This window comes from Lichenicola sp. (genome assembly GCF_965198575.1).
Lineage (GTDB): Bacteria > Pseudomonadota > Alphaproteobacteria > Acetobacterales > Acetobacteraceae > Lichenicola.
In genome coordinates this window covers 2,181,494-2,207,809 of sequence record NZ_OZ240671.1, presented here as the reverse complement: position 1 = coordinate 2,207,809, position 26,316 = coordinate 2,181,494, and the positions used below count along the sequence as shown (strand labels likewise).

General features: G+C 67.0%; 21 protein-coding genes and 1 tRNA gene. 13 read left to right on the top strand and 9 right to left on the bottom strand.

Annotation, left to right across the window (positions count from 1 at the left end; genetic code table 11):
- The first annotated feature begins 1 nt into the window (after position 1).
- From ACOEQ2_RS10080 to ACOEQ2_RS10040, 9 genes are all read left to right on the top strand, one after another.
- Complete coding sequence (locus ACOEQ2_RS10080; protein WP_419727855.1) at positions 2–1,147, top strand: ABC transporter ATP-binding protein; 1,146 nt, start codon at positions 2–4, stop codon at positions 1,145–1,147.
- Positions 1,148–1,532: 385 nt separating this feature from the next.
- A complete protein-coding gene (locus ACOEQ2_RS10075; protein ID WP_419727854.1) occupies positions 1,533–2,531 on the top strand; it encodes an extracellular solute-binding protein in 999 nt (332 codons plus the stop codon).
- A gap of 7 nt (positions 2,532–2,538) precedes the next feature.
- Complete coding sequence (locus ACOEQ2_RS10070) at positions 2,539–3,069, top strand: hypothetical protein (protein ID WP_419727853.1); 531 nt, start codon at positions 2,539–2,541, stop codon at positions 3,067–3,069.
- A gap of 64 nt (positions 3,070–3,133) precedes the next feature.
- Positions 3,134–3,661 (top strand): YcgN family cysteine cluster protein, encoded by a 528-nt coding sequence (locus tag ACOEQ2_RS10065; RefSeq protein ID WP_419731191.1) that lies wholly within the window; start codon positions 3,134–3,136, stop codon positions 3,659–3,661.
- On the top strand, positions 3,661–4,419 hold the full coding sequence (locus tag ACOEQ2_RS10060; RefSeq protein ID WP_419727852.1) for a M48 family metallopeptidase: 759 nt from the start codon (positions 3,661–3,663) through the stop codon (positions 4,417–4,419). The genes ACOEQ2_RS10065 and ACOEQ2_RS10060 overlap by 1 nt, the downstream gene beginning before the upstream one ends.
- Before the next feature lie 56 nt (positions 4,420–4,475).
- Positions 4,476–4,560, top strand: a tRNA-Leu gene (locus ACOEQ2_RS10055).
- Positions 4,561–5,346: 786 nt separating this feature from the next.
- Complete coding sequence (locus ACOEQ2_RS10050) at positions 5,347–5,625, top strand: IS3 family transposase (RefSeq protein WP_419727851.1); 279 nt, start codon at positions 5,347–5,349, stop codon at positions 5,623–5,625.
- A gap of 160 nt (positions 5,626–5,785) precedes the next feature.
- A complete protein-coding gene (locus ACOEQ2_RS10045; protein WP_419727850.1) occupies positions 5,786–6,520 on the top strand; it encodes an NF038132 family protein in 735 nt (244 codons plus the stop codon).
- Between the two features lie 362 nt (positions 6,521–6,882).
- Positions 6,883–7,110, top strand: coding sequence for a hypothetical protein (locus tag ACOEQ2_RS10040; protein ID WP_419727849.1), 228 nt, complete (start codon positions 6,883–6,885; stop codon positions 7,108–7,110).
- A gap of 54 nt (positions 7,111–7,164) precedes the next feature.
- Here the strand turns inward: ACOEQ2_RS10040 and ACOEQ2_RS10035 are convergent, their stop codons facing one another.
- The 8 genes from ACOEQ2_RS10035 to grpE all read right to left on the bottom strand — a co-directional run bounded on the left by ACOEQ2_RS10035 (position 7,165) and on the right by grpE (position 16,041).
- The gene (locus ACOEQ2_RS10035) at positions 7,165–8,031 is read right to left on the bottom strand and encodes an SDR family oxidoreductase (protein WP_419727848.1); all 867 of its coding nucleotides are present in this window, start codon (positions 8,029–8,031) and stop codon (positions 7,165–7,167) included.
- A gap of 144 nt (positions 8,032–8,175) precedes the next feature.
- Positions 8,176–9,561 (bottom strand): GGDEF domain-containing protein, encoded by a 1,386-nt coding sequence (locus ACOEQ2_RS10030; protein ID WP_419727847.1) that lies wholly within the window; start codon positions 9,559–9,561, stop codon positions 8,176–8,178.
- Positions 9,562–9,700: 139 nt separating this feature from the next.
- Complete coding sequence (locus ACOEQ2_RS10025) at positions 9,701–10,660, bottom strand: sugar-binding transcriptional regulator (protein ID WP_419727846.1); 960 nt, start codon at positions 10,658–10,660, stop codon at positions 9,701–9,703.
- Positions 10,657–11,565 carry a ribokinase gene (locus tag ACOEQ2_RS10020; protein WP_419727845.1) on the bottom strand — a complete coding sequence of 303 codons (909 nt, stop codon included), beginning with the start codon at positions 11,563–11,565 and terminating at the stop codon, positions 10,657–10,659. Before ACOEQ2_RS10020 ends, ACOEQ2_RS10025 begins: the two co-directional genes overlap by 4 nt.
- Positions 11,566–11,644: 79 nt before the next feature.
- Positions 11,645–12,652, bottom strand: a complete 1,008-nt coding sequence (locus tag ACOEQ2_RS10015) for a substrate-binding domain-containing protein (protein ID WP_419727844.1) — start codon at positions 12,650–12,652, stop codon at positions 11,645–11,647.
- A gap of 54 nt (positions 12,653–12,706) precedes the next feature.
- Positions 12,707–13,714, bottom strand: coding sequence for an ABC transporter permease (locus ACOEQ2_RS10010; RefSeq protein WP_419727843.1), 1,008 nt, complete (start codon positions 13,712–13,714; stop codon positions 12,707–12,709).
- A 19-nt stretch (positions 13,715–13,733) separates the two neighbouring features.
- On the bottom strand, positions 13,734–15,215 hold the full coding sequence (locus tag ACOEQ2_RS10005) for a sugar ABC transporter ATP-binding protein (protein WP_419727842.1): 1,482 nt from the start codon (positions 15,213–15,215) through the stop codon (positions 13,734–13,736).
- Positions 15,216–15,543: 328 nt separating this feature from the next.
- Positions 15,544–16,041, bottom strand: coding sequence for a nucleotide exchange factor GrpE (gene grpE / locus ACOEQ2_RS10000; protein WP_419727841.1), 498 nt, complete (start codon positions 16,039–16,041; stop codon positions 15,544–15,546).
- A gap of 205 nt (positions 16,042–16,246) precedes the next feature.
- Here grpE and ACOEQ2_RS09995 point away from each other — a divergent pair, with 205 nt between their 5' ends.
- The 3 genes from ACOEQ2_RS09995 to ACOEQ2_RS09985 are packed head-to-tail and all read left to right on the top strand — an operon-like array spanning position 16,247 to position 20,275.
- Complete coding sequence (locus ACOEQ2_RS09995) at positions 16,247–16,960, top strand: HAD family hydrolase (protein ID WP_419727840.1); 714 nt, start codon at positions 16,247–16,249, stop codon at positions 16,958–16,960.
- Entirely contained in the window at positions 16,957–19,248 is a 2,292-nt protein-coding gene (locus tag ACOEQ2_RS09990; RefSeq protein ID WP_419727839.1) for a glycoside hydrolase family 65 protein, read from the top strand. Before ACOEQ2_RS09995 ends, ACOEQ2_RS09990 begins: the two co-directional genes overlap by 4 nt.
- Before the next feature lie 55 nt (positions 19,249–19,303).
- Positions 19,304–20,275 (top strand): alpha/beta hydrolase, encoded by a 972-nt coding sequence (locus ACOEQ2_RS09985; protein ID WP_419727838.1) that lies wholly within the window; start codon positions 19,304–19,306, stop codon positions 20,273–20,275.
- On the opposite strand, the gene ACOEQ2_RS09980 is transcribed toward ACOEQ2_RS09985, so the two are convergent.
- Positions 20,272–21,486 carry an acetate/propionate family kinase gene (locus ACOEQ2_RS09980; RefSeq protein ID WP_419727837.1) on the bottom strand — a complete coding sequence of 405 codons (1,215 nt, stop codon included), beginning with the start codon at positions 21,484–21,486 and terminating at the stop codon, positions 20,272–20,274. The two genes, ACOEQ2_RS09985 and ACOEQ2_RS09980, sit on opposite strands and share 4 nt — an antisense overlap.
- Positions 21,487–21,822: 336 nt before the next feature.
- Here ACOEQ2_RS09980 and ACOEQ2_RS09975 point away from each other — a divergent pair, with 336 nt between their 5' ends.
- The gene (locus ACOEQ2_RS09975; RefSeq protein ID WP_419727836.1) at positions 21,823–26,256 is read left to right on the top strand and encodes a chemotaxis protein CheB; all 4,434 of its coding nucleotides are present in this window, start codon (positions 21,823–21,825) and stop codon (positions 26,254–26,256) included.
- Positions 26,257–26,316 lie beyond the last annotated feature (60 nt).

Here is a 26,316-nt window from a genome sequence, read left to right as displayed (position 1 = left end):
AATGAACCGGGCTGGTGATGGACCGGGCCCGCACCTGATCCTGCAGGAGGTCAGCGCGCTGTCGCCGGGTCGCCCGGGCGGTCTGCTGCGCGAGATTACGTTGGCGCTCGCCTCGGCAACCTGCCTGACGTTGCTGGGAGGCAGTGACGGTGGTGGCTCGCTGCTGCTCGATGTGGTCGCTGGACAGTCCCGTGCCAGCCACGGTCGGATTACCCTGGGAGGGATCGATCTTCGAGGTATGCCCCAGCACCAGCGCGGGCTCGGCATCGTCTCGGAACGCGATCCGCTGTTTCCGCATCTGAGCGTGCGCGGCAACCTGGCATTCCCGCTCCATGCGCGCGGGGTGGCCAAGGCCGAACGCTCGCGCCGGGTCGATGGCGCGCTGGCGCTGCTCGGGCTGGAGGCGCTGGCGGATACGCGCCCGGCGTCACTCGATGCAGCCGCCGCCATCCGCACCGCGATCGCCCGGGCCCTGGTGTTCGATCCGACGCTGCTGCTGCTGGACGATCCGTTCGGTTCACTCGACCCGGCACCCCGCCTGGCTGCCCAGCGGATGCTGCGCCGGCTGGTGCAGGCACGCCGGCTGACCGTCCTGATGACCACGACCAACCGCGAGGAAGCCCTGCTGCTCGGCGACGAGATCGGCGTTCTGGATGCCGGCAGGCTGCACCAGGTCGGCCCGGCACTCATTTTGCTGGATCGTCCGGCAACGCCCACGGTAGCCAGCAGCATCGGCGACGCCAACCTGCTGCCAGGTCGCATCATCCGAATCGACGACGACGTTGCGCTGGTTCGCCTTGCGTGCGGACACGAAATGGAAGCGGAACCTAGTGATGCCGAGCCCGGCCAGGGGCTGCAGGAGGGCGCTGCCTGCGTGCTGTGCGTGCGGCCGGAGCGGATCGCCACCGCCTTCGTCACCCGACCCGGTCTCGATACCGGCACGGATTCGCTCCCGGCGACGCTGCTGGAGGGAGTGCATCTGGGCGACCATCTCAGGTTGCGCTTCAGGCTCGAGGACGGCACCGAGCTCCTCGTGCGTCGGCCGCCTTCGTCCCTGCCGGGGGAGTTGCGACCGGACCGGCCGGCATTGCTTGCCTGGCAGCCGCACCAGGCCCGGGTTTTCGCCGACGGTCCGGGCTGGACGTGAACCCCGATGCGGAAGCCGCCCGGCACGAAGACGACCGTCGCACCTCCGGCGCTGTTTCCAGGCCACCGCATATTGCTCTACGTTGCGTTGCAATCCGTTCCCCAAGGCGCCCGCCCGGGATCATCCACCGACGATCCGGTCGCCACCACGACGTCCGTGCCGAGACAGATCCCTGAGTGACACCGCCTCTGCAGCCGGCCGTTCTGGACGCATCCCGATGACAGGGAGCCGGATTACGCCCGACCGCCTCCCGCGCCTCGACCCCCGCAGGCCCGGCCGATGCATCGTCGCCCCGGCTTTGCTGTTCCTGGGTCTCTGCCTGGCGTGCGGATCTCTCCAACCCGCGCGCGGTGCCGAGCATCAGAAGGACCCGTCCGCGAAGCCGATGAATGTCGCGTCCCTCGGGGGTGCCCTGCAGGACGCGCAGCAGAAGGCCTTTTTCGCGCCCTTCACCGCCGCCAGCCACATTCCGGTCCACCTTGCCGGCTGGGACGGCCTGCTCGCGACCCTGCAGAACCGCGCCCGCTCCGGTGTCCCCGGCGCCGATCGGGACCTGGTGCTGATGGAGAACAGCTCGGTACGGATTGCCTGCCAGCAGGGGCTGTTCCTGCCGGTCGACCCCGGCTGGCTGGCCAATCCTCCGCCAGGCGACGCCATCAGCCGGTGCGGCATCGGTGCATTGCGGACCGACCTCGTGCTGGCATGGGACAAGAGCCGCGTCGATACCGCACCAGGCTGGGCCGATTTCTGGGACGTGGCCCGCCGCCCGGGCAAGCGCGGTCTGCGGCGCGATCCACGCGGGACGCTGGAAATCGCGCTGCTCGCCGATGGCGTCGCGCCCGACGATGTTTATCGCACGCTGGGGACCACGGACGGGCTGGATCGGGCGTTCCGTAAGCTCGACCAGCTCCGGCCCTACATCGTCTGGTGGGATACGCCGGCCGAAGCGGTGCAGATCATCGAGTCCGGCGCCGTGCTGATGACCAGCGCGCCCAACGGCGAGGTCGCGTCCGCCAACCAGGTCGGGCACCGTGATTTCGGCATCCAGTGGCAGCAGAGCGTCAGCATGATGCTGAGCTGGGCAATCCCCGGCCGACCGATCCCCACCGGGCGCGACGCCGTCGATCCCGCGGCTGCCGACCGCGAGGCCCGCATCCGCCAGTTGCTGGGCTTCATGAACGATCCTGCCAGGCAGGCGGATTTCGTGCAGCGTTACGAGGCGGTCAGCCTGGTGTCCGGCGTGCCGCCCGTGGGACAGGCGCTGCCGGACGACAGCCCCGCCACTCCCGAGCATCTGCATGACGCGCTGGCCGAGGATGACGGCTTCTGGCTGACGCATTTCGACCAGATCAAGGCGCGATTCGACATCTGGATCGACCACTGAGCGGATCATGCAGGGCAACGTGATCCTGGATGGCACCCGCACGATCGGCACGGCACTGCTCGGCTCCGTGGCCGCGTCCTGTCTGCTGCTCGGCGTGATGGCACGTCTCCCTGCTGCCACACCCATGCGCGGCGGCAGACTGCCCATGCGACGGCGGACCCTGGCATCCGCACGCCAGTTGATGCTGGCACTTCTGATACCGGCCGCAGCACTCACGATCTGGCCAGAGCTGCTGCTGATCCCCTTCTTCCACCGGCTGCCCCCATCCCTGCAGCAGCCGCTTGCCTGGCTGCACGAGACCGGAGCCGGGGTTCCGCTTCGGCTGGTCATCGGAACGCTGCCGGCCATGCTGCTGCCGCTGCTCGGTGGCCTGTCGCGCATGCCGGCTGGCCAGGCACGCGCCGGAGCCGGTCTTGGGGCCAGGCTGCCCACCATGCTGCGCCTGGTCTGGCTGCCACAGCTCGGGCCGACCCTGGCGCTTGGCCTGCTCCTTGCGGCTGCGATCGACGCGGCAGCACTGCTCGTTCACCACCGCTGAGGCCGGCTCGGGGCGCTGCCCCACGCTTCTTCCTTATCCAGACCGGAACCCCTAAGCTGAGATGATGCGAGCGTCCGCGCCGTTCTGGAAGACCAAGAGCCTCCACGAGATGACCGCGGCGGAGTGGGAATCGCTCTGCGACGGGTGCGGCCGCTGCTGTCTGCACAAGCTCCGCGACGAGGAAACCGACGAAATCCTCCACACCAACGTCGCCTGCCGGCTGCTCGACACCGACAGCTGCGGCTGTTCCGACTATCCGCGGCGGCGCCGGAAAGTCCCGGACTGTGTCCAGCTGACCCCCGCAGCCGTGGCCGAGATCGACTGGCTTCCCCCCTCCTGCGCCTATCGCCGCATCGCCGAGGGCCGCGGCCTCGCCTGGTGGCACCACCTGGTATCCGGGAGTGCCTCCACCGTTCATGAAGCCGGCGTGTCGGTCCGCGGCCGGGCGATCAGCGAGCGGACTGCCGGCCCGCTCGACCAGCATGTCGTCGAATGGCCAGGCCGCGCCCCCAGGCCGATCCGTCCGGTCGGCCCGGCGATCCAGCCGCAGCTGCGGCGTGTCGTGTCCGACCCCGCGGCAGGCGAGCGGTGATGCGGCGGCCGTTGCAGGCAGCACAGCCCGAGGCCCGCGGGGCTTCACCGTCGATGCAGCAGGAGCTGCTCTGGCTGCCGGCCGGTGAGACGCCGGTCCGCTGGCATCGGTGCCGGAGGGCGCGACGGATCTCGTTGCGGATCGATCCGCGCGCCGGCATGGTCGTGGTAACGCTGCCGCCGAGAGCCGGTCGCGAGGCGGGGTTGGCCCTGCTGCGAACGCATTCGAACTGGGTCGCCGACCGGCTGGCGGCACTGCCGACGGTGGTGACGTTCGCCGAGGGCGCGACGATCCCGTTCATCGGCGAGCCGCACGTCATCCGGCATGTCCCGGACGCCAGGCGCGGTGTCTGGATCGAGGCCGGCGAGATCCGGATCAGCGGCGAGCGTGCCTTCCTGCCCCGCCGGCTTGCGGATTTCCTGCGCGCGGAGGCCCGTTTGCGCTTGGCCAGGCTGGCACATGGCATCGGCACGGCTCCTGAGGCCGGCACTGGACTGCTGCCGAGCAGGCTCGCCATCAAGGACACCTCCACGCGCTGGGGCAGCTGCTCATCGGAGGGCGTGGTGATGTTCAGCTGGCGCCTGGTGATGGCGCCGCCCGAGATCCAGCACTACGTCGTCGCGCACGAGCTGGCACACCTTCGCCACCTCGACCACGGCGCGGGCTTCTGGACGCTGGTCGACCGGCTGACGCCACACCGGGCGCATGCCGAACGCTGGCTCCGGCAGCACGGCCCGACGCTGCTGCGCACCGGATGACGGTCCTGACTTGCGAGGCGAGCGGATCCGGCTAGCTTTGCGTGCGCGGTCCCAATGCCCGCCTGGCGGAATGGTAGACGCAGCGGACTTAAAATCCGCAGTCCGTAGGGCGTGCCGGTTCGAGTCCGGCGGCGGGCACCATGTTGCATAGCTCGATCGAAGCTTAGGGTGCTGAAGCCCGATAGGCAGAGCGTTTCCTGCTATCCACCCGCGCAGGCTCGCGGCGGCCTCCCCAGACCAGGGTGAGTGTGTGAGAAACTGGACTGCTGCCGAAGCTGCCGGGCGGCACCCCGGGCCGCGAAACCGAGACCCGGGCGCCTAGCGGGCTGACGCGACGGTTGCAGTGCCAGGAATGCGGTGGGCGTCCCATGGCGTCGTCGCCACCCTGTCAGTGCTCGCGGCAGACTTAGGAGATGGTGACCGCCTCAACGTCGGGTGCCGATCAAACTGGGCCGCCTCCTTGCGCGCCATCCTTGATACCCAACGTTGCCTCACGATTCCAAGGTAACAAGGCTTCAACGAGGCAAACATTGATAACACGTTTTCCAAAAATGCGACTTATGCGACAGGCTTCTACGATATGCATAAGCTAAAGTTCTTAACTGCTCACAGGGTGTGAGAACCGATAAGGGTTCAGCACCGTCGCAATCTCAGCTCAGCTTCTTCTCGGTCAGCAAGGCTATACTGCGGGCTCGATTGCCGATGACGCCGACCGCATCAGCGATCTTGCGGGCTCGATCTGCAACTTCGACGTGCTCACTGCGGTGACGAGAACTTCGTCGTCGGCGGCATCACCAGCAATAGCGTTGTCACTCTCAGTAATGGCGCGAACGCCGTCGGACTGGCTGGCGACCACAACATCGCGGCAGCCTTGCCGACTTCGTTCTCCTGGCCGGCGACGGCAACTCACTCACCGCCGCCGGTGACGTGGACGCCGCGCTGGTGGGTAACAACAACTCGATGATGGAGAGCGTCTTCTCCGCGCTGGAAACTGGACGCACGGCCCGCACGGCCTATCGGACCCTGGAGCAGACACAGGCTGACATGTCCGACTATCTCGAGCGGTCCTATAATTTGCGGCCGCACCACTCGACCATCGCCTATCTCAACCCAATGCATTTCAAGCAAACACTTTGCCAGCTCAAGATGCGTGTTCAGCGAACCACGAGCAGTCCAGTAAAACCGCCACCCAGCCACTGCACTTGAAGTCCTGGTGCTCTGTCAACAGCCGCTTCACAGCCTGTCGAAGAACTTGACATCCTCACCGATCTCGATCGAGACATTTGCTGTAAGCAACTCGAATCAATACAGACTGGCCCTGGCACGCGGCCTGCTTACACCCCCTCGTCAACCGAGGGATACAACAATGAAGCAGACTGTTCTTCTCACAACCGCCCTTGCCGGATCCGCCCTGACCGCCCTGGTCTGCATGTCCAACATCGCGCGAGCCGCCCCCATTCCATTCGGGTACTCCTGCCAAGGTGGTTGCGGCACCGATGGTGCGGATGGCGACGTCCCGCTCTCGCCTCTCAAGGATCCAACCTATGACTACGTGACGACGACCGGTGGCCTCACCGGCGTGGGCCAGGATCCGATCACACCTCCTGTGTCGCCCACCAACGGCTCGCTCCTGAAAACTCCTACCTTCGCCGCCACAGCCGGAACCAGCCTGAGCTACTATTTCGACTTCATCACGTCGGACGGTGGCATGTACGCCGACAATGTCTGGGCTGCCCTGTTCACGGCGGCCGGCAAGCCGGTGGCGGAACTCTACAACACGACCACCGCGGTGAGTGCCTACACGATCGGAGAGAGCACGGTCTCCTGGTTGGGCGAGTGGTCGAACACGTGCTTTGACGGCGGCTGCGGCACCACCGGCTGGCAATCGGAGGACTACAAGATTGCCGCTGCCGGTAAATACTACCTCGAGTTCGGCGCAACGAATGCCTACGACAAAAACTTCGATACCGGCCTTGCGATCGACGGGATCTCGGTGGGCGGCGTGAGCATCAACCCTGTGCCTGAGCCGATCTCGATCGCTCTGTTCGGTTCCGGCTTATTCGGTTTGAGCCTGTTGAGGTGGCGCCGCAGGTTCTCATAGGGCGCGGCGCCTGATCCGTGCGGGTTCGCATCCGCACGGTCGACGCTTGATCCAAATTACGAGCAAACACCCGAGGGAAGTCCGGCGCTTTTGCGGCGATCTCGTTCAGCGGGGGATCGCTGCAATGCACGGATCATACTCGGACGAAACGATCACCTGGTCGAGCCCGGCGCGATCGCGGCCATCAGTGCCTGAGCACGCAGATCGGTCTTGCAAGATCGAACCGCCCTGTAGAGCTCAGCTCTTCGAAAAGCGCCCCGCGAATTATCGGCTCTCCAGTGCCGGGGAGGACGTGCTCGAATTCGCGGGGTGGACGGACGCCTTGGTCCAGCGCCATCCTGCGGGTGATGCTTGCGCGGACCTTGTCGACCGAGCTTCTCATACCGCACATCGACAAGTTCGCGCGTCTGCATCCCGATGTCGAGATCGGCACCCTCTCGCCCTGGGAGCCGGTGAACCTGACCAACCGTGTGGCCGGCCCGGACAGCGCCGGGGCACCGGTCGCCCCGATCAGCGGCTACTGCCCCGTGTCCGTGATGCTGAACGCATTCGACATGTCGGTGCCCGGGAGTGAGGAAAGTCTCGGCTGATCACGGATGCGAACGTCGCCAGCCTCCTGTGGCGGGAAGCTGGCGAGGTTCTTCTCAGGACATCGGCGCGCCGCCGGTGACCGGGATCAGGGCGCCGGTCATGTAGCTGCCTTCTGCGGAAGCGAGCAGGACAAAGGCGCCGGCAAGCTCCGCAGGCTGGCCCGGGCGGCCGAGGACGGTGTCCTTGCCGAGCGCCTCGAGCTGCTCCGGATCCTTGGCGATCGGCTGGATCGGGGTCCAGACCGGGCCGGGGGCGACGCAATTCACCCTGATGCCCTGCGGCGCCAACAAGTTCGACAGCGCGATGGTCAGGCTGGCGATCGCACCCTTGGTGGCGGCATAGACCAGCATGCCCTTGCCGGCGGTCTTGGCCTGCACGCTGGTCGTGTTCACGATCGTCGAGCCCGGCTTCATGTGCGGAACCGCGGCCTGGCACAGATAGTACATGGCAAAGACGTTGGTCCGGAAGGACTCGTCGATCTGGTCCGCGGTGACGTCCCCGAGGGTCTTGTTCACGGTCTGGTGGGCCGCGTTGTTCACCAGGATGTCGAGGCCGCCCAGCGTCGAGACGGTCTGCGCCACAAGGGCGTGGCAGTGCGCCTCGTCCTGGATGTCGCCCGGCAGCAGCAGGGCGCGCCGACCGGCCTTCTCGATCCAGCGAGCGGTGTCTTCGGCGTCGGATTGCTCCACCGGCAGGTAGGAGATCGCGACATCGGCACCCTCCCGGGCATAGGCGATGGCAACAGCGCGGCCGATCCCGGAATCGCCGCCGGTGATGAGCGCCACCCGGCCCGCCAGCAGACCCTTGCCGACGTAGCTGTCTTCGCCATGGTCCGGCGGCGGCTCCATCTTCGAGGTAAGACCCGGGGCGGGCTGCTGCTGGTCGCCGGGGATGCCGTTATCGGGGGCGTCTGCGGTCATGATGGTCCTCGCGTGGTTCCAGGGTCGTGACCGCTGCAACGACGCCGGGCCGGCGGGGATGCGGTGGCTCCCCGGCTGTCACCAGCTTTTGCGTGTCACCTTGCCCTGGGAGCGGCGGGCGCAGGTGAATGCCGTCCCGGGCGGCTAGCAGATCCGTGCCGGAGCATCGAGGACAGCGACGCTCTGGCAGACCTGGTTGCGGCCGGCGGACTTCGCCCGATAGAGCGCCTGGTCGGCAACCTCCATGAACTGGCCGACATTGCCGTTCGGGTCGAAGGGCCGGCAGGTCGCCACCCCGATGCTGACGGTCACGTGCCCAACGGGATTGTCGGCATGAGGGAGGTTGAGCGCCGATATGGCGGCGAGCACCCGGTCGGCCACCCGCGACGCCCCGGCCTCCTCGGTGTTCGGGAGCAGGACAACGAATTCCTCCCCGCCGAGCCGCGCTGCCACGTCGGCCGGACGTTTCGCCTGCTGCGCAAGCGTCGCTCCGACCGCCGCAATGCAGCGGTCGCCTGCGGGGTGCCCATACCGGTCGTTGAAGCTCTTGAAGAGGTCGATGTCGATCATGATCAGCGACAGCGGGGTCTGCTCGCGCCGCGCACGCTTCCACTCCAGCAACATCTCGCGGTCCAGGGCCAGGCGATTGCCGATACCGGTCAGTGGATCGGTCGCAATCAGGTCCTTCAGCCGGTTGTTCATCACCTGGGCGCGCTGGGCTTGGTCGATGAAGTTCGAGAGCAGTGCTACAAGAACCGCCACGCCGACCACGAGGTTCAACAGCCTGGCGGCGCACCAGCCGAGCGAGAAGCGTTCGCCGCCTGCAAGGACCAACACCATGTTCAAACTCGACGCCAGCATCGCCAGCGACAGCCAGATCGAGACCGCGTCGCGCATCCGTCGCCTGAACAGGACCGCCCCCAGGGCCACGACGCTGAGCACGAACAGCAGCGGCCCGACACCGAACCGCATGAACTCGTTGTACCTGTCGTCCTGCACGAGGCTCGGCAACCAGTCCGATCCTGCGGTCGCCACGATGGTCAGGAGCAGGGCCGTACCGGCAGTGGCGGCGATCGCAAGCGGGATGTCACGAGATCGAAGCGGCGAACTCCTGCCGAACACGAACCCGAGCACCAGGACCGGGAATCCCCCCTGCCAGAAGCACCAGAGCCAGGCCGAGCCCTCGCTACTGCCGATCAGCGGCCCGGTCGAAAGGCCGCCCGGAAACGTCGCCAGGTGTGCCGCCAGCAAGAGGCAGGAAAACAGATAGGCGGCTCCGAGCCGCAGGGGGTCGCGATCCTTCAGGACCATCGCGTTCGACAGCAACAGAATCGCTGTCAGCAAGTCGCTGAGCAGCGTCATGCAGCCGACCGCCGGGACGAAGCTCGGGTTGTCGGCAACCCTGACCCCGCTGAACACCAGCGCCGCCAGGGTGATCGCCGCCATCGCAACCGCAGCGATTTCCGCCACCACGAGATGACGATCCATGGGTGCGGGAAGATCGAGTTGCGGGGTCGAGCGCATCGTCATCCCGCCATCCTGCACCCGGACGTGGCCCATCCGTGAGTCCGATGCACCATGCACAACCCTGGAATGAAACGGCGCCCGTATCGATCAGGCGCGCCCAGACTGGTCGTTACGCAGCCGTCGCACGATCGTTCCGAGCGCGCTAGCGGTCGCCGCGGGTCGCGTCGTCCAGGTCGAGCACGCCCTGCGCGTTCGACAGCGTGGTCGCCAGCGTGTCCACCACGCCGGTCCGCAGCACGCCCAGCAGGATGCCGATCTTGGTGTTCTCCGCCGCCACCACCACCACGTCCTCGATCGCCTCCAGGTCCTTCAGCGTCAGCCCGACCACGCGCCCGGCGACGATGGTGCGCGACGGCCGTCCCTGGATGTCGATGAAGTCGTTGCCCAAAATGTCGCCGACGGTCCCGGTCGCCTGCGCCCGCGCCACCTCGCGGGGCGACAGCCAGCCCATGCGGATCATGTTGCTGTCCTCGGTCATGTCGCCGACGCCGAGCAGCGCGATCGAGGCGCCGCGGGCCCGGTCCAGCGTCCGCCGGACGTTGTCGTTGCGCAACAGGGCCAGGCGCAGCGTCTCGTCCTCGACGATGGCCGGCGCATACAGGGTCTCGCTGCGGCCGCGGAACCGGGCGGCCAGACGGCGCGCGATGTGGTCAGCATTGACCATCTCGCCGCTCTGCACCGATCCGCCGATCGCCGAAACGAACAGCACGTCGCGCGGCAGCGGCAACCCCGACGCCTCGGTGATGGCGCTCACGTTGCGGCCCATGCCGACGGCGACCGTGGTGCCGTCCACGAGCACCTTGTCGAGATACCCCGCAACCATCGAGGCAACGTTCAGCCGGCGGTTGACCGGGTCGAACAAGTCGATCGCGCAGAGCAGGCGGGAGAGCCCGAAGCGGGTCTGCAGTTCCTGCTCGATCCTGCGCGCACGGTCCGGCCGCGCCCTGACCTGGATCTCGACGACGCCGGTATCGTGCGCCTGCTTCAGCAGCCGCGAGATGGTCGAGCGCGAGGTGCCGAACTGCCTAGCGAGATCGTCCTGGGTCAGCCGGTTGATGTAGTACAGCGCCGCGACCTCGATGATCAGGTCGGCGTCGGTCATGCAGCCGGTTCCCCGAGCGCCGCCAGCACTTCCGCCCGGTCCGGAATGCCGGTCTGTGCGCCGTGACGGGTGCAGCAGAGCGATCCCGCCGCGGCACCGTGGCGCAGTCCCGCCTCCAGCCCGAGCCCCTGCTCCAGTGCTGCGGCCATGTAGCCGGTGAAGCTGTCCCCCGCGGCGGTGCTGTCGACCACCTGCACCGCCAGCGCCGGGACGTGGTGGCGGATCCCCCGATCCCACAGCACCGCGCCATCGCCGCCGAGCGTGACCACGGTGGCGCATCCGTATTGCCGATGCAGCGCGCCCGCGATCGCCTCCGGGTCGGTGTCCGCGATCCCGACCGCAGCGCCGATCGACTCCGCCTCGGTCTCGTTGACCACCAGCAGGTCCAGCGCCGCCAGCACCTCGGGCGGCACCGCGGCGGCCGGCGCTGCATTCAGGACGATCCGGGCACCGCGCGCGCGTCCGAGCTGCACGGCGGCGAACGTCTCGGCCAGTGGCAGCTCACATTGCAGCAGCAGCACGTCGCCCGCGCCGAACGCGCACGCCTCCAGCTGCGACACGGTCGTGTGCCGGTTGGCGCTCGACGCGGCGATCACGGTGTTCTCGCCCGCCGCATCCACGGTGATCAGGCAGGTGCCGGTCGGCGTCGACACCGTCCGAACATGCCGGAGGTCGACCCCGGCCGCCTGCAGCAGCGATGCCGCGACGATGCCGGATTCGTCCTCGCCGCGGGTCGCCACCAGTGTCACCGACGCACCGGCACGCGCCGCCGCAAGCGCCTGGTTGGCGCCCTTGGTGCCGGGGACCACGTCGAAGCCGTCGCAGGCAATGGATTCGCCCGGCCGCGGAAAGCGTGGCACCCGCGTCACGATATCCACGCCGATCGCACCGAACACGACGATCACGCTGTTCTCCTCAGAGCCCGGCCTCTCGACCGGGTCGCCGCATGGTTGGCCGGAACATCGTGCTCCCGGCCGGACCGTTTCAGCTGCCCTTCTGGCGCCGCGCCAGCAGGTCGTCGACGTTCTGCGGGGTCACCGGGGTCCACGGCACGTTGTAGTTCTTGTCCGTGCCGCCATCCCACTTCATCTGCGGATATTGCTGCCAGATGTCGGACTGCGGCTTGAAGCTCGCGCCTTCGACCGCGCGCACCGCGACATCCATCGAGCCCTGCGCCTGCGCATTGGCGTCCTGCAGGATCGACGTCATCTCGCCGGCCTTGACCGCCAGCAGCGCGTCGGTGATGCCGTCGATGCCGGCAATGGCGAAGCTGCTCACCTTCAGGTTGGCGCTCTTGATCGCCTCGATCGCGCCCAACGCCATCTCGTCGTTCTGGCCGATGATGCCGTTGATGTGGCCGGGGTAACGCGTCAGCCAGTCATCCATCAGCGTCTGGGCTTCGGCGCGCGACCAGTTCGCGGTCTTCATCTCGAGCACCTTCACCGTCGGGCACTCCTTGAGCGCCTTCAGGTTGCCCTGGCGGCGCTGGATCTGCGCGGAGATGCCGATCGGGCCCTCGATGATGACGACGTTGCCCTTGCAGCCGATCTTGTCGAGCACCGCCTTGGCCTCGAGATACCCCGAGCGGGTGTCGTCCGAGCCGACATAGGAGGTCAGCAGGTCGGTGTTCGCCTTGGTGTTGGTGCCGATCACGGGAATGCCGGCCTTGTGCGCGGCCTCGACCGCGGTGACACCCGCATCGGCGTCGATCGGCGCGAAGATGATCGCGTCGTATTTCTGGCTGATCATGGTGTCGAACTGGTTCTGCTGCACCAGCGAGTCGTAGCGGCCGTCGAACACCGTGACCTCGACGTTGCCGTTCTTGACCTCGGGGCTCTGCTTCACGGATGCGGCCCACAGCTGCATGAACTCGGCCTTCAGGCCATACAGATCGACACCGATCTTCAGCTTCTTGGCCGGATCGGCATGCGCCGCCCCGACCGTTGCGAACAGGACGGCGGTTCCTGCGAGACAGGCTTTACGGAAACTCATGGTGTTCTCTCCCTTGGGTTGTGGCCGACTTGGCTGTCGGTTCCTCGGTTGTTGTCAGTGGGCCTCGCCGCGACGTGCGGAATCGAGCATCACGGCGCCGACGATCATCAGCCCCTTGAAGATCTGCTGGTAGTTGGAGTCGACCCCGAGCAGGTCGAGCCCGTTATTCATCACCCCGATGATCAGGGCTCCGAACAACGTGCCGGTGACGCCACCGACGCCGCCGGACAGGCTGGTGCCACCGATCACCACCGCGGCGATCGCATCGAGCTCATACGAAATGCCGGCCTGCGTGAGTCCCGACCCTGTGCGCGCTGCGAGCATGATCCCGGCGAGTGCCGCCAGGCCGCCCGAGATCAGGTACACCAGCAGCCTGACCCGCGACACGTTGATGCCGGACGACGTCGCCGCACGCGGGTTGCCGCCGGTGGCATAGACCTGACGGCCGAACCGGGTGTAGCCCAGCACCCACCAGGCGATCCCGAAGACCAGCACCAGCACCAGGATCGGCAGCGGGATCCCGACCACCTCCGCGGTGCCGATCCAGCGGAATTGCGGCGTCAGGTTTGGGATCGGCCGGCCGCCGGCGTACAGCAGCGTCAGGCCGCGCGCGGTCGACAGCATGCCGAGCGTGACCACGAACGGCGGCACCCTGAAGCGCGTGACGATGCTGCCCGACACGCCGCCACTGATCAGCCCGACCAGCAGCCCGACCGCGATCGCCAGCAGCGCCGGATACGGTGCGCCTGGGATGCCGGCGATCGCGGAGCGGGTGGCGAACGAGGTGGCGACAATGCCCGCCAGCGCCGCCACCGAGCCGACCGAAAGATCGATGCCGCGGGTCAGGATCACGAACGTCATGCCGATCGCCAGCACGCCATTGATCGAGGTCTGGCGCAGCACGTTGACGATATTGCCGACGGTAAGAAAATAGTCGGACACGAAGCTGAGCACGATGCACAATGCAAAGAACGCGGTGACGATGCCGTAGCGCTTCATGTACTGCACGGCGACGCGTGCACCCGCCATCCGCTGCCCGCTCTCTATCCTGGTCGCACTCATGCCGTCCTGCATCCGTCGTTCATGCGGCGAGATGCAGCATGGTCTGTTGATCCGCGTCCGCGCGCTCGAGGATTGCCGCGATCCGGCCCTGGCGCATCACCACGATGCGATCGCACATGCCCAGGATCTCTTCCGCCTCGCCCGACACCATCACCACGGCGCCGCCTTTCGACGCAAACTCCGACATGATCGCGTAGATCTCGCGCTTGGCGCCGACATCGACACCGCGTGTGGGCTCGTCGAACAGGAACACTTTCGGCGTGGTCATGTCGAAGCGGCCGATCACCACCTTCTGCTGGTTGCCGCCGGACAGGCTGGCGACTGCAAGAGCATCGGTGGCCGTCCTGATCCCGAAGCGCTGGATCGCCGCAGCCGCCAGGCCGGATTCGCGTTTGCGGTCCATCACGCCACGCGGCGACAACGACGGCAGCATCGCCAGGCTGAGATTCTCGCGCACCGAACTGGTCAGCACCAGCCCGCTCTGCTTGCGATCCTCGGTGACCAGCGCCAGGCCGGCATCCATGGCGGCGCGCGGCGATGCGGCCCGGACCGGCACGCCATCGACCGACATCCGCCCGGTCCAGCCGCGCGACATCCCGAACAGGCATTCCATCAATTCGGTGCGTCCGGCGCCGAGCAGCCCGTAGAAGCCGACGATCTCGCCGGCCCGCACGTCGAACGAGATGTCGCTCAGCGTGCCCGGCAGCGACAATCCCTCGACTGCAAGCCGCGTCGTTTCACCCGGAACATTGGTCTTGACGTACTCGTCGCTGAGCGCCCGCCCGACGATCATGCCGATCAGCCCGGCGCGGTCGATATCGGCGACGCGGCCGCTCGACACGTAGCGGCCGTCGCGGAACACCGTGTACTCGTCGGCAAGACCGAATATCTCGGTCAACCGGTGCGACACATAGATGATGCCCTTGCCCTGGTCGCGCAGCCGTTTCACCGCGGTGTAGAGCTGGCCGACCTCGGTCTCGCCGAGCGCCGAGGTGGGCTCGTCCATGATGATGATGCGCGCGTCATGGCTGAGCGCCTTGGCGATCTCCACCAGCTGAATTTGCCCGATCGACAACGAGCGCATGATCGAGCGCGGGTCGATGACGAAGCCCAGCTGCTGCAGGAGCTGCTCGGCATCGCGCCGCATCGCACCGAAATCGACACGCCCGAACGCCGCCATCGGCTCGCGTCCGAGGAAGATGTTCTCCGCCACGGTGAGGTCGAGCACCGGGCTCAATTCCTGCTCGATGATGGCGATGCCGTTGGCGAGCGCCTGCGACGGATGGCTGAACGAGACCGGGCGGCCATCCACCTCGATGGTGCCGCCGTCGCGCTGCTGGATCCCCATGACGATCGACAGGAAGGTCGACTTGCCCGCGCCATTACCGCCGCACAGCGCATGCACCGTGCCCGGCTCGAGCCGGAAACGTCCGTCCGCCAGGGCAACCACCCCGTCGAACGATTTCGTCAGCCCGATGACGTCCAGCAACGCCGAAGACAACGGATCATGCCTCCCGGGCGATCCCTGCCCTGTTCCGGGCAGTCGATGACACGGCACTCGATGTGCCTCAGTCATGAATCCCGTGGTTTGGAACGGATGTCAACCCGGTTGGGCATCTGTGCATCGGCGTCAGGCGCAGACCGCCCCTTCTGGCGGAAATTTGACGCACAGCCCTATCGTCGGGCCTGTCCGGCGGATCCGGGAGGCACGTCTGCACGAACGTGCCGCGTCGATGAGCAAACGATCGCGGGGCGGACCACTGCAGCAGGAACCCGGGGACGGAAGCCTTGCGGCATCCGGCCTGTCACTGCGCGCAACGCTGCAAGGCTCAGTCTCCTGGCGAGCAGAAGGAAAGGCTCGCCTCCATCGGCGGCGCATGCGCGTCGGCCGGCGGTGCCGAGACGACCACCATTGCCGGACGAAGAAGCTGGCCGTTCAGCGTCCAGCTCGACGATATCGTCCGCACGACCGTGCCGGGCGCTTCGGCGGGCACGCATCGTTCGGCAACCTTCTGGTGGATGCGGGGATCGAACTGCGATCCGGTCGGGTCATCCCGCTCGATCCCGTTGCGGGCAAGCAACGTCGTCAAGCGGGCCTCCAGCTGCATCAGGGCGGAAGGCCGGCCATCCCTGCCCTCAGCCTCGGAGGCACGCGGAACCGCCTGGCCGCGATGCAGCTCCTCGGCGAAATCGATCATGTCCGCGGCGATCTTCTGCATCGGCCACTGCTCGACGAACTCCGGAACCCGGGGCTGCCCGACCGGCATCGCCATGACCGGTGACGGCCGCAGGACCTGATCATCTGGCCGCCCGAGAGTCATGTCCATGGCTGGATCCACCGTTGCGCGACCGGTGCCAGGGTCGGCCGCGGTCCAGATCATCGTAGCCGCGCGGTCGGACCGGCGAGAGCATCGGAAACTACCTAACTGGCAGTGCGGCTTGAGTAGTTTCCGAGCCTGCCGCGCCGCATCCCGATGCCGCACCGTCTCCGCTCCGGGACACGCACCCGATCAGCACCGACCCCGGGGCCTCATGATCCAGCGCGAGCGACCAGCCGCCGCTATCTTCGACGTCGACGGCGTGCTGCTGGCATCGCCGCATGAACAGGCCTGGCGCGGGGCGCTTTCGGGTTTCGCCGACCCCGCGGGCTTCACGACGGCGGTGTACCAGGCCGAGGTGGCGGGCAAGCCCCGGGTTGCGGGTGCGTTTGCGGCTCTCCGGGCTCTGGGTGTTGCGGATGCCGACCGCCAGGCGCCGCTCTATGCCGCTGCCAAGCAGGCGCTGCTCGAGACACTGATCCGGTCCGGGGCGGTGGAGGCATTCCCGGACGCGCTCCGCCTTGCAGCCGCGATCGCGGCACTCGGCTGGCCGATGGCGGTCGCCTCGTCATCCAGGAATGCGAACGCGATGCTGCAACCGGTCCGGCTGCCGGATGGCCGGTCGCTCCTCGCGCTGTTCGCCGGAAACGTCTGCGGGCGGAGTTTCCATGAGGGCAAACCGAACCCGGAGATCTTCCTCGCCGCAGCATCGGAATTGCGGGTCGATCCGATCCGCTGCCTGGTGATCGAGGATGCACCTTCCGGCATCGAGGCAGCGCGTGCCGGGAACATGACCGCCCTCGGCATCGCGCGCCTGCACGACGACACGCTGCTGCAGCAGGCCGGCGCCGACCTGGTCGTGGACAGCCTCGATGATGTCGATCTCGAGGCCCTCGCCGCCGGCCGTCTCGGCGTCCGACCGTCATGAACGCCCCACCCACCCGCGATGCCTTGGGAGCCACGCCCGATCCGGCCTGGACCATCGAGCAGCACGGCTTCGACGCGCTCCGCGACAGCTCGCGCGAGTCCAGGTTCGCGATCAGCAACGGCTTCCTGGGCGTCCGCGGCGGCCGTGCGGTGAATCGCCGCCAAGAGTGTGGTGAACATCCCCACACCCTTGTCGCCGGGCTGTTCGACACCGCGGGCAGTGACCAGCCGATCCCCGGCCTCGTGCAGGCGCCGGGATGGTTGCGGGTCCGCCTGTCGCTGCCGGGCGCGCTGCCGGCGCTGCATGTGGACGACAAGCACATCCACCAACGCACCCTCGACCTGAAGCGCGGCGCCCTGCTGACCAGGGGGCGTCTGGCAAGCCCGACCGGTCTCGCCGTGGCGCTGCGGATGCTGCGGCTCGTCTCGATGCATGACCGGGCCCTCGGCCTGCAGGTGATGCGCGTCGAGATCGAGGCCGGCGCGGGCGACCTCACGCTCGAGGCGAGCTTCGACGGCCTGGAGTTCGGGCTCGCGATCGACCGGCTCGATGCGGAGCTGGGCGTCTGGCGTACCGCGACCACCGGCCGGCGCCTGGCGATCGCCGAAACCGCCGCGCTCTCATCGGACGGCACCGTGCTGACGCCCGAGCAGGTATCGCCCTTCAGCCGGCGCTGGCGCTGGAACGCCGAGGCCGGCCAGGTGCTGTGGTTCGAGCGCATGATCGCCGTCGCCCACGCCAAGGCCGGTGATGCGGATCCGGTGGAGTGCGTCGGGACCGCGCTGGGTCGCGCAAAGGCCATCGGATGGCGGCAATGCGTGGCCCGGCACGAGGCAGCCTGGTCCGCGCGCTGGACGTGCAGCGACGTCACGATCGACGGCGATCCCGAGGCGCAGAAGGCCCTGCGTTTCGCTGCCTACCACCTGAACGGCGCCGCGAACCCGGCCAACGAGCATGTCTCGGTCGGCGCCCGCGGCCTGACCGGAAACGATTATCGTGGCCATGTCTTCTGGGACACCGAGATCTTCCTGCTGCCTTTCTACAGCCTGACCTGGCCGGAAGCCGCGCGCTCGTTGCTGATTTATCGCTATCACACGCTCGACGGCGCGCGCGAAAAGGCCCGTCGCCTCGGCTGGCGTGGCGCGCTGTATGCCTGGGAGTCGGCCGATACCGGCGCCGAAACCACGCCCGAGCATGCCATCGCCGCGGATCGGCAGGTCGTCGACATCCTGTGCGGCACGCAGGAGCAGCATATCGCCGCCGACGTCGCCTACGCGGTCTGGCAATACTGGCAGGCGACCGGAGACGAAACCTTCCTGCGCGACGCCGGCGCCGAGATCCTGCTCGAGACCGGCCGCTTCTGGGCGAGCCGTGCCGGCCTCGAGGCCGACGGGCTGCACCACATCCGTGGCGTGATCGGCCCGGATGAATATCACGAGCACATCGACGACAATGCCTACACCAACCTGATGGCGCGCCGAACGATCCGGCGTGCGATCGAGGTTGCCGCCCTGCTGCGCGCACGCTGGCCCGATTGCTGGAGCACACTCTCGACGCAGCTCGCGGTCGACGCAGCCGAGCTTGCACGATGGGCCGCCGTTGCAGACACGATGGCGACCGGTCTGCACGCCGATACCGGTTTGTACGAGCAGTTCGCAGGCTTCTTCGCGCTCGAGCCGGTGGACCTCTCGCACTATGCGGGCCGCTCGGTTCCAATGGACGTGGTGCTGGGACGCGAGCGCATCGCCAGGTCGCAGGTCATCAAGCAGGCCGATGTCGTCGCGGCGATCGGGCTGCTGCCGGACGAGTTTCCGGGCGAGACGGCCGCGCGCAATTTCGAATACTACGCGCCGCGTTGCAGCCATGGCAGCTCGCTGAGCCGGACGATGCATGCGCTGGCTGCGGCACGGATCGGCTCATCCGAGCAGGCACTAAAGTTCTTTCGCGAGAGTTCGCGTATCGATCTCGCGGACACGAATGTCGCCATCGATGGCGGTATCCATATTGCGGCGCTCGGCGGCACCTGGATCACCGCGATCTTCGGATTTGCCGGATTGTCGCTTCGGCCCAACGGACTGGAATTCCACCCGCAGCTTCCGGCCGGATGGCACAGCCTGGCCTTCCCGGTCGAGTGGCACGGACGCACCTTGTCCGTGCGGATCAGCCAGGCCGCGAGGACTCTTGAGGCGACGCTACTCCGCGGCGAGCCGATGGAGGTCTTCCTCGACGGCGAGCAACACCGGGTTTCGAACGACGGCCAAACCTCGAGCTTTCCCTGGACACGCTGACACGCCGGCGAGGTCCGCGGCGCACCGATCGCACCGATTCCGGATCGGAAATCTGATGCGTCATGCGATCACGGCAATCTCCGGTCTCGTGCTGCTCGCAATCATGGCCATTGCCGGAACGATCGCGTTCGACAGACCGGGAATGCCTCCGGCCTTAGCAAACATCAGCGTGCCATTCCAGGCAGTCGATCTCTCGGATCTGCCGCCGATCTCGCACGTCACCGCGCGCGACGGTACCGATCTCGCCTACCGGCGCTATCCCGGCAATCCGGATCGCCTGGTGATCCTGATCCACGGGTCGGCGGGCTCGAGCATCGGCATGCACGCCCTGGCAAAGGCGTTGAGCGATGCAGGGGCAACGGTAATCACTCCGGATATTCGTGGCCACGGCCAATCCGGCGCTCACGGCGACATCGCCTATATCGGCCAGCTCGAGGACGACCTGGACGACCTCATGACCAGCCTCGACAAGACCCACCGGGCCAGCGAAACCACGCTGATCGGTTTCTCCTCGGGCGGCGGTTTCGTGCTGAGGATCGCCGGCGGCCGGGTCGGGCAGCGCTTCGACCGGTTCATCCTGCTGGCGCCGTTCCTGCGTCATGACGCTCCGAACGTGCGGATCGGCACCGCCTCGGGCGGTTGGGTTTCGGTCGCGGTACCACGTCTGCTGGCGCTTTCGCTGATCAACCGCATCGGGATCACGATGTTCAACGGCTTGCCGGTGCTCGCCTTTGCCGTGGCGGCTTCCAACCCGGCCCACCTCACCACCACCTACTCGTACCGGCTGTCGGCGAATTTCCAGCCGGATGACGATTATCCGGCAGATCTGCGTCGCAATACCCGGCCGATCATGGCCATGGGTGGCGCGGACGATGCAACGTTCCGCAGCGACAGGCTGCAGGCGGCACTGGCCATCGGTAAGCCTGACATCCGCGTCGATCTCGTGCCTGGCGTCGGACATATCGGTCTCACGACGACGCCGACAGGAACAACCGCGATCGTGAAGGCGTGGTCGAGCCGCTTCTAGACCGCACCCGCCGCCACCGGCCGCCCGCGCCCGAGCGTCGTGAGGGTGTGTCGCGCGATCATCGCCTCCTCGCCGGTGGCCATCACACGTACCTCGACGGCGCTTCCCGGCAGGCTGATCAGGGCGGCTCCGGCAAAGTTGGCGGCGTCGTCCAGGCGAATTCCGAGCCATGCTAGCCGGGCACAGACCGCGGCGCGGACTGCAGGCGCGTGCTCCCCGATGCCGGCCGTGAACACCAGCCCGTCCAGGCCACCGAGCGCGCTCACCAGCCCGCCGATTTCGGTGGCGATCCGGTAGGTGAACAGCTCGATCGCATCCTGCGCACGCTTGTCATCGCTTGCGAGCAGATCACGGATGTCGGCACTGATGCCGGACACCCCGAGCAGTCCGGAGCGGTGATACAGCATGTCCTCGATGTCGGCGAAGCTGTGCCCCTGCCGGCCGAGATACAGCAACACGCCCGGATCCAGGCTGCCGCACCGGGTCGCCATGACCAGCCCGTCGAGCGGGGTGAGGCCCATGGTGGTGGCGATACTGCGGCCATCCGCCAACGCGCAGAGACTGGCGCCCGATCCCAGATGCGCCACGATCACCCGACCATGTGCCAGGTCCGGTCGCTGCCGGGCGAGCTCGCCGGCGATGTACTCGTAGGACAGACCGTGGAAGCCGTAGCGGCGCACGCCGGCTGCCTCCAGCGCCAGGGGCAGGCCGAACCGCCGCGCTACCGGTGGCAGCGTATGATGGAATGCGGTGTCGAAGCAGGCGACCTGTGGCAGATCCGGCCTGGCCGCCGCCAGCGCGTGGATCGGTGCCAGGTTATGCGGCAGGTGCAGCGGATCGAGCGGGATCAGCGCCTCAAGCTCTGCCATGACCGGCGGCGTCACCAGCACCGGCCCGACATGCGCAGCCCCGCCATGCACGATCCGGTGGCCCACAGCGGCGAGCCCGTCCTGGCCGAGATGGGCGTCGGCAAATGCGAGCAGGGCCGCGAGGATGGTGTCAAACCCGTCTCGCTGCCCCGGTGGCCAGGTCCGGTCCGCGAGCACGCTGCCATCCTGGTCGAACGCCCGGAAATGCGGGGTTTCCTCCAGATCGTCGACTGCACCGTGAGCCGTGGCCTCGACGCCTGCCCCGGACCCGCCGAGCGCCCTGAACAGGCCGAATTTGAGGCTGGAAGAGCCTGCGTTCAGCACCAGGATCGAGCTCGTCATCTGGTGCGCACCTGTCATGGTCACTGCAGCCGCCAGGCGGGCCGATCGGAAGGCGGCTCGCGGGTGGCAGCCCGGACCTGGCCGACTATGCACGGGCGGCCCGCTCGCGGCAGCGTCGGAAACTACCTACGGGCCGCAATCGCGCCGACTCCCTACCCTGCCGGCAGAATCTGGAGCTTTTTGCTTCGATGATCCGGAATGACCACGGCATCTGATCGCCGCACGACACATGTTGCGTGCTACGCTCTCCTGCTGAACGATGCGGAGCATGACATGAAGGAGGCGACCCGACATGCGGCACTCCGACGGCCTGCGCCCGTAGCTGCGAAGCCACGCGTGAAGCGGGCCACGAAGCGGCCCGGGCCACAGACCCCTCCGCTCGACCACTCCTCCGAATTCGGCGTGGTGGCGATCGGTGCGTCCGCCGGCGGTCTGGAGGCCTGCACCGCGCTGGTCGACGCACTGCCGCTCAATCACGGCCTGGCGCTCATCCTGGTCCAGCACCTCGAGCCGACGCGCGCGAGCATGATGGTGGAGCTGCTGGCGAAGCGCACCGCCACCGTCGTCGAGGAGGCGCGTGACGGCGTGCAGCTGCAACCCGACCATCTCTACATCATCCCGCCGGGCCGTGACCTGCGGGTGGCGGACGGGGTCCTGCATCCGTCCGAGCTCGACCCCCGGCCGGGGCTCCACCTTCGCTGCGACGTCCTCTTCAACTCGCTTGCGGAAGCATGGGGGCCGCGGACCAGCTGCGTCATCCTGTCCGGAACCGGGTCCGATGGCAGTCTCGGCATCGAGGCGGTAAAGCGCGCGGGCGGCTTTGTCGTCGTCCAGGATCCCGACGAGGCGGCTCATGCAGAGATGCCGGAAAGCGCCATCCGGACCGGCATCGTGGATCTCGTCCTCGAGGCGGCCGACATCCCGAACGCGCTGATCGCGCATGACCGCGTCAGGCGGCGCGACCAGGCATCGGCCGGCCCCACCCCTGGACCCGACGCCGCCACGCCCGACACCCGCAAGCCCGACGCTCATGCGAAGGACGATGATGCCCCGGTGGACGGCCTGGCGGCGATCATCGATCTGCTGCGTATCGAGAACGGCCTCGATTTCACCCACTACAAACCAGGCACGTTGCGACGCCAGATCGCGCGGCGCATGGCGCTGGTGCCGCTGCCCGCGGACAGGCTGGACCGCTATCTGACGTTCCTGCGCAAGAACAACGGCGAAGTGCTTTTGCTGGCCAAGGATCTGCTGATCCAGGTCACCAGCTTCTTTCGTGACAAGGCGGTGTTCGACCGGGTTGCCAACTCGGTCATCCCGGATCTCATCCGCGACCATCCCACCGAGCGGCCGATCCGCGTCTGGGTCGCAGGGTGCAGCACGGGCGAGGAGATGTATTCACTGGCGATGCTGTTCCAGGAAAGGATCGCGGCGAGCCATCGTGACATCAGGCTTCAGATGTTCGGGTCGGACCTGGATGCCAGTGCCATCGCCCGTGCGCGCGACGGCCTCTATCCGGACAGCATCGAGAGCGTGGTCTCGAAGGCCCGGCTGCGGCGCTTCTTCTCGAAGGAGGAGCACGGCTATCGCGTGTCACCGGACCTGCGGGCCGCGGTGGTGTTTACGGTGCAGGACGTTCTCGCCGACCCGCCCTTCGCACAACTCGACATGGTGTCGTGCCGCAACCTCCTGATCTACCTGCAGCCCGAGGCACAGGCGAAGGTCCTCACGCTGCTGCATTTCGCTCTCCGCCAGGGTGGCATCCTGCTGCTCGGAAACGCCGAGACGCCGGGCAGCCTCGATGCCAGCTTCGAGGTCATGTCGAAGCCGGACCGGCTCTATCGTCGGATCGGCCGGGCCAATACCGGGCTCAGCCTGCCGGCTTCCAGAACCGGTACGCGGGCGGATCCGTTCGCCACCACGGTGCGTGCGCCATCACGGCAACCCTGGCTGGCGGAGCTCGGCCGCAGGCTCGTGCTGGAAACCTACGCGCCTGCCTCCATCCTCATCGACAGCGAGAACCGGTGCCTCTTCACGCTCGGACCGATCGATCGATACCTGAGGCTGGCGCCGGGCCATCCGAGCCACGACGTGCTGACCATGGCGCGTCCAGGCCTCCGTCCGAGGCTCCGCTCGGCCATCGACCAGTCTCGCGCGGCAGGCAGCCGGATCGTCATCGGCGGCCGCATGAGCCCGAGCGAGACCCAGTTCTCCTTCAACGTCGATGTTCAGCCCGTCTCCGGAAATGACGAGAAGCTCCTCCTCGTGTGCTTCGTGGATGTCGCGGCGCCGGAACCGCGCCCCGCCCGCGCAGGAAGCCATGCGGCTTCGATCGTCGTGGGGTTGGAGCGCGACTTGAAGGCGAGCCGGGACGAGCTCCAGGACGCCCTGCGCGATCTCGATCTCTCTGCCGAGGACCACAAGGCCGCGAACGAAGAGGCGCGCTCGGTCAACGAGGAATACCAATCCACCAACGAGGAGCTGATGGCCTCCAAGGAGGAGCTGCAGTCCCTCAACGAGGAACTCAGCTCCCTCAACAGCCAGCTCCAGGAAACCCTGGAACAGCAGAGGACCACATCCGACGACCTGCAGAACGTCCTATACAGCACCGACGTGGCCACGTTGTTTCTCGATCCCGAGCTCCGGATCCGCTTCTTCACGCCGGCAACCAGGCTGCTGTTCTCGGTCATCCCCGGCGATATCGGGCGGCCCCTCGCCGACCTCCGATCGTTGGCATCGGACGATGTGCTGGAGCTCGACGCCAAAGCCGTACTGGGCGGCCAGGCGCCGCTCGAACGGGAAATCGAGGCCCAGAGCGGGGCGTGGTTCCGACGTCGGGTTCTGCCATATCATACCCATGACAACCGCATCGAAGGCGTGGTGATCACCTTCAACGACATCACCAGCCGGAAGAACACCTCGAAGGCGCTCGAACTCGCCAAGCGGGATGCGGAACTCGCGAACGCCGCAAAATCCCGCTTCCTGGCCGCTGCAAGTCATGACCTGCGACAGCCTCTGCAGACGATGTCGCTGCTGCAGGGGTTGCTCACCAAGACGGTCGAGGGCGATCGGACCCAGCGCCTGGTGGCACGCCTCGGCGAGACCCTGAACGCCACCACGTCGATGCTGAACACGCTGCTCGACATCAACCAGATCGAGAACGGCCAGGTTCATTCCAACGTCGTCGCGTTCGACGTCGACGATCTGCTGTCGCGGATGCGCGAGGAGTTCAACTATCACGCGCAGTCGAGCGGCCTGCAGTTTCACGTCGTCTCGTGCAGCCTGCGCATCGTCAGCGACGTGCGGCTGCTCGAGCAGATGGTCCGGAACCTGCTCGCGAATGCGATGAAATACACCTCCGCCGGCAAGATCCTGCTCGGGTGCCGTCGCCACGGTCATCTGCTCAGCCTGCAAGTGTGGGACACCGGGGTGGGCATCCCGGAACAGGAACTCGAGGCAATTTTCGAGGAATATCACCAGCTCGACAATGCCGCCCGGGAGCGCAGCCGCGGGCTCGGACTCGGGCTTTCGATCGTACAGAGCCTGGGCCGCCTCCTGGGACACAAGGTGTCGGTTCATTCGCAGCTTGGCCGTGGCTCGATGTTTTCCCTGGATGTCCTGCTCGAGGCCGGCGCTTCGGAGTCGCCCGGTGCAGCGCCTGTCGACGGAATTGCACCGCTGCCGCTGGCTGCTGACGACGCCGGATCGATCCTGATCGTCGAGGATGATTCGGACATGAAGGATCTGATGGAGCTGCTCCTGAGTGGGGAAGGCTATCGAACGTGGTCCTCCTCGGATGGGGCCGCGGCAATCGAGCTGGTGGCGAAGACGGCGATCAAGCCGGACCTGCTGCTGGCGGATTACAATCTGCCCGGCGAGCTGAACGGCCGGCAACTGGCGGAACGACTTCGCGACATCATGGGACGGGACATCCCTGTCATCATCCTGACCGGCGATGTCTCATTGGCCACGGCGGCCGAAGTGGCGGCAGGCGGTTTCCAGCAACTGAACAAGCCTGTCAGGAACGTAGAGGTTCTGGATACGATCCGAAAGTGTCTGGCGTCGGCACGGCCCCTCGAAGCCGTGCCGGGGAAGCCCGGGCCCGCGGGACACGAGACTGTCGGCAAGGCTGCGGTTTTCGTCATCGATGACGATCGCCAGATCCGCAAGACCATCCGCGCGGTCCTGGAGCAGGACGGCCACGAGGTCGAATGTTTCCCGACAGCCGAAGCGTATCTCCATCCCTATCCCAGGGATCGGGCCGGTTGCGTCCTGATCGACGCGAACCTGCCGGGGATCAGCGGGATCGCGTTGCTGCAGAGGCTGCATGCGGAGGGCCGTCAGCTGCCCGTCATCATGATCACCGGCAGCAGCGAGGTTTCCCTGGCCGTCGAAGCGATGAAGGCCGGTGCAGTCGATTTCATCGAGAAGCCGGTCGAAGCCAAGGAGCTCCTGGCAAGTGTCAGAAAGGCACTCGAGAAGTCGGCCAACTCGGACGAGCTCTCCGCGCGGCGAGAGCGGGCAGCCGATCAGATGTCGACGCTCACCTCGCGGCAGCACGAGGTCATGGTCATGGTTCTTGCAGGAAGCCCAAGCAAGAACATCGCTGCCGATCTCAACATCAGCCAGCGAACGGTCGAAAATCATCGTGCATCGATCATGCGGAAGACGGGTGCGACCTCGGTACCGGCCCTTGCGCGCCTGGCGATCGCGGCGGCCGGAAGCGGCCCTGCACACCCTCACGCCAACGTTCGCAAAGTCGTGAGGTAACGACACCCGAGAGCGAGGCCGGACATCCCCGGCCTTGCGCCGCGTCGATCGCCGGAACGC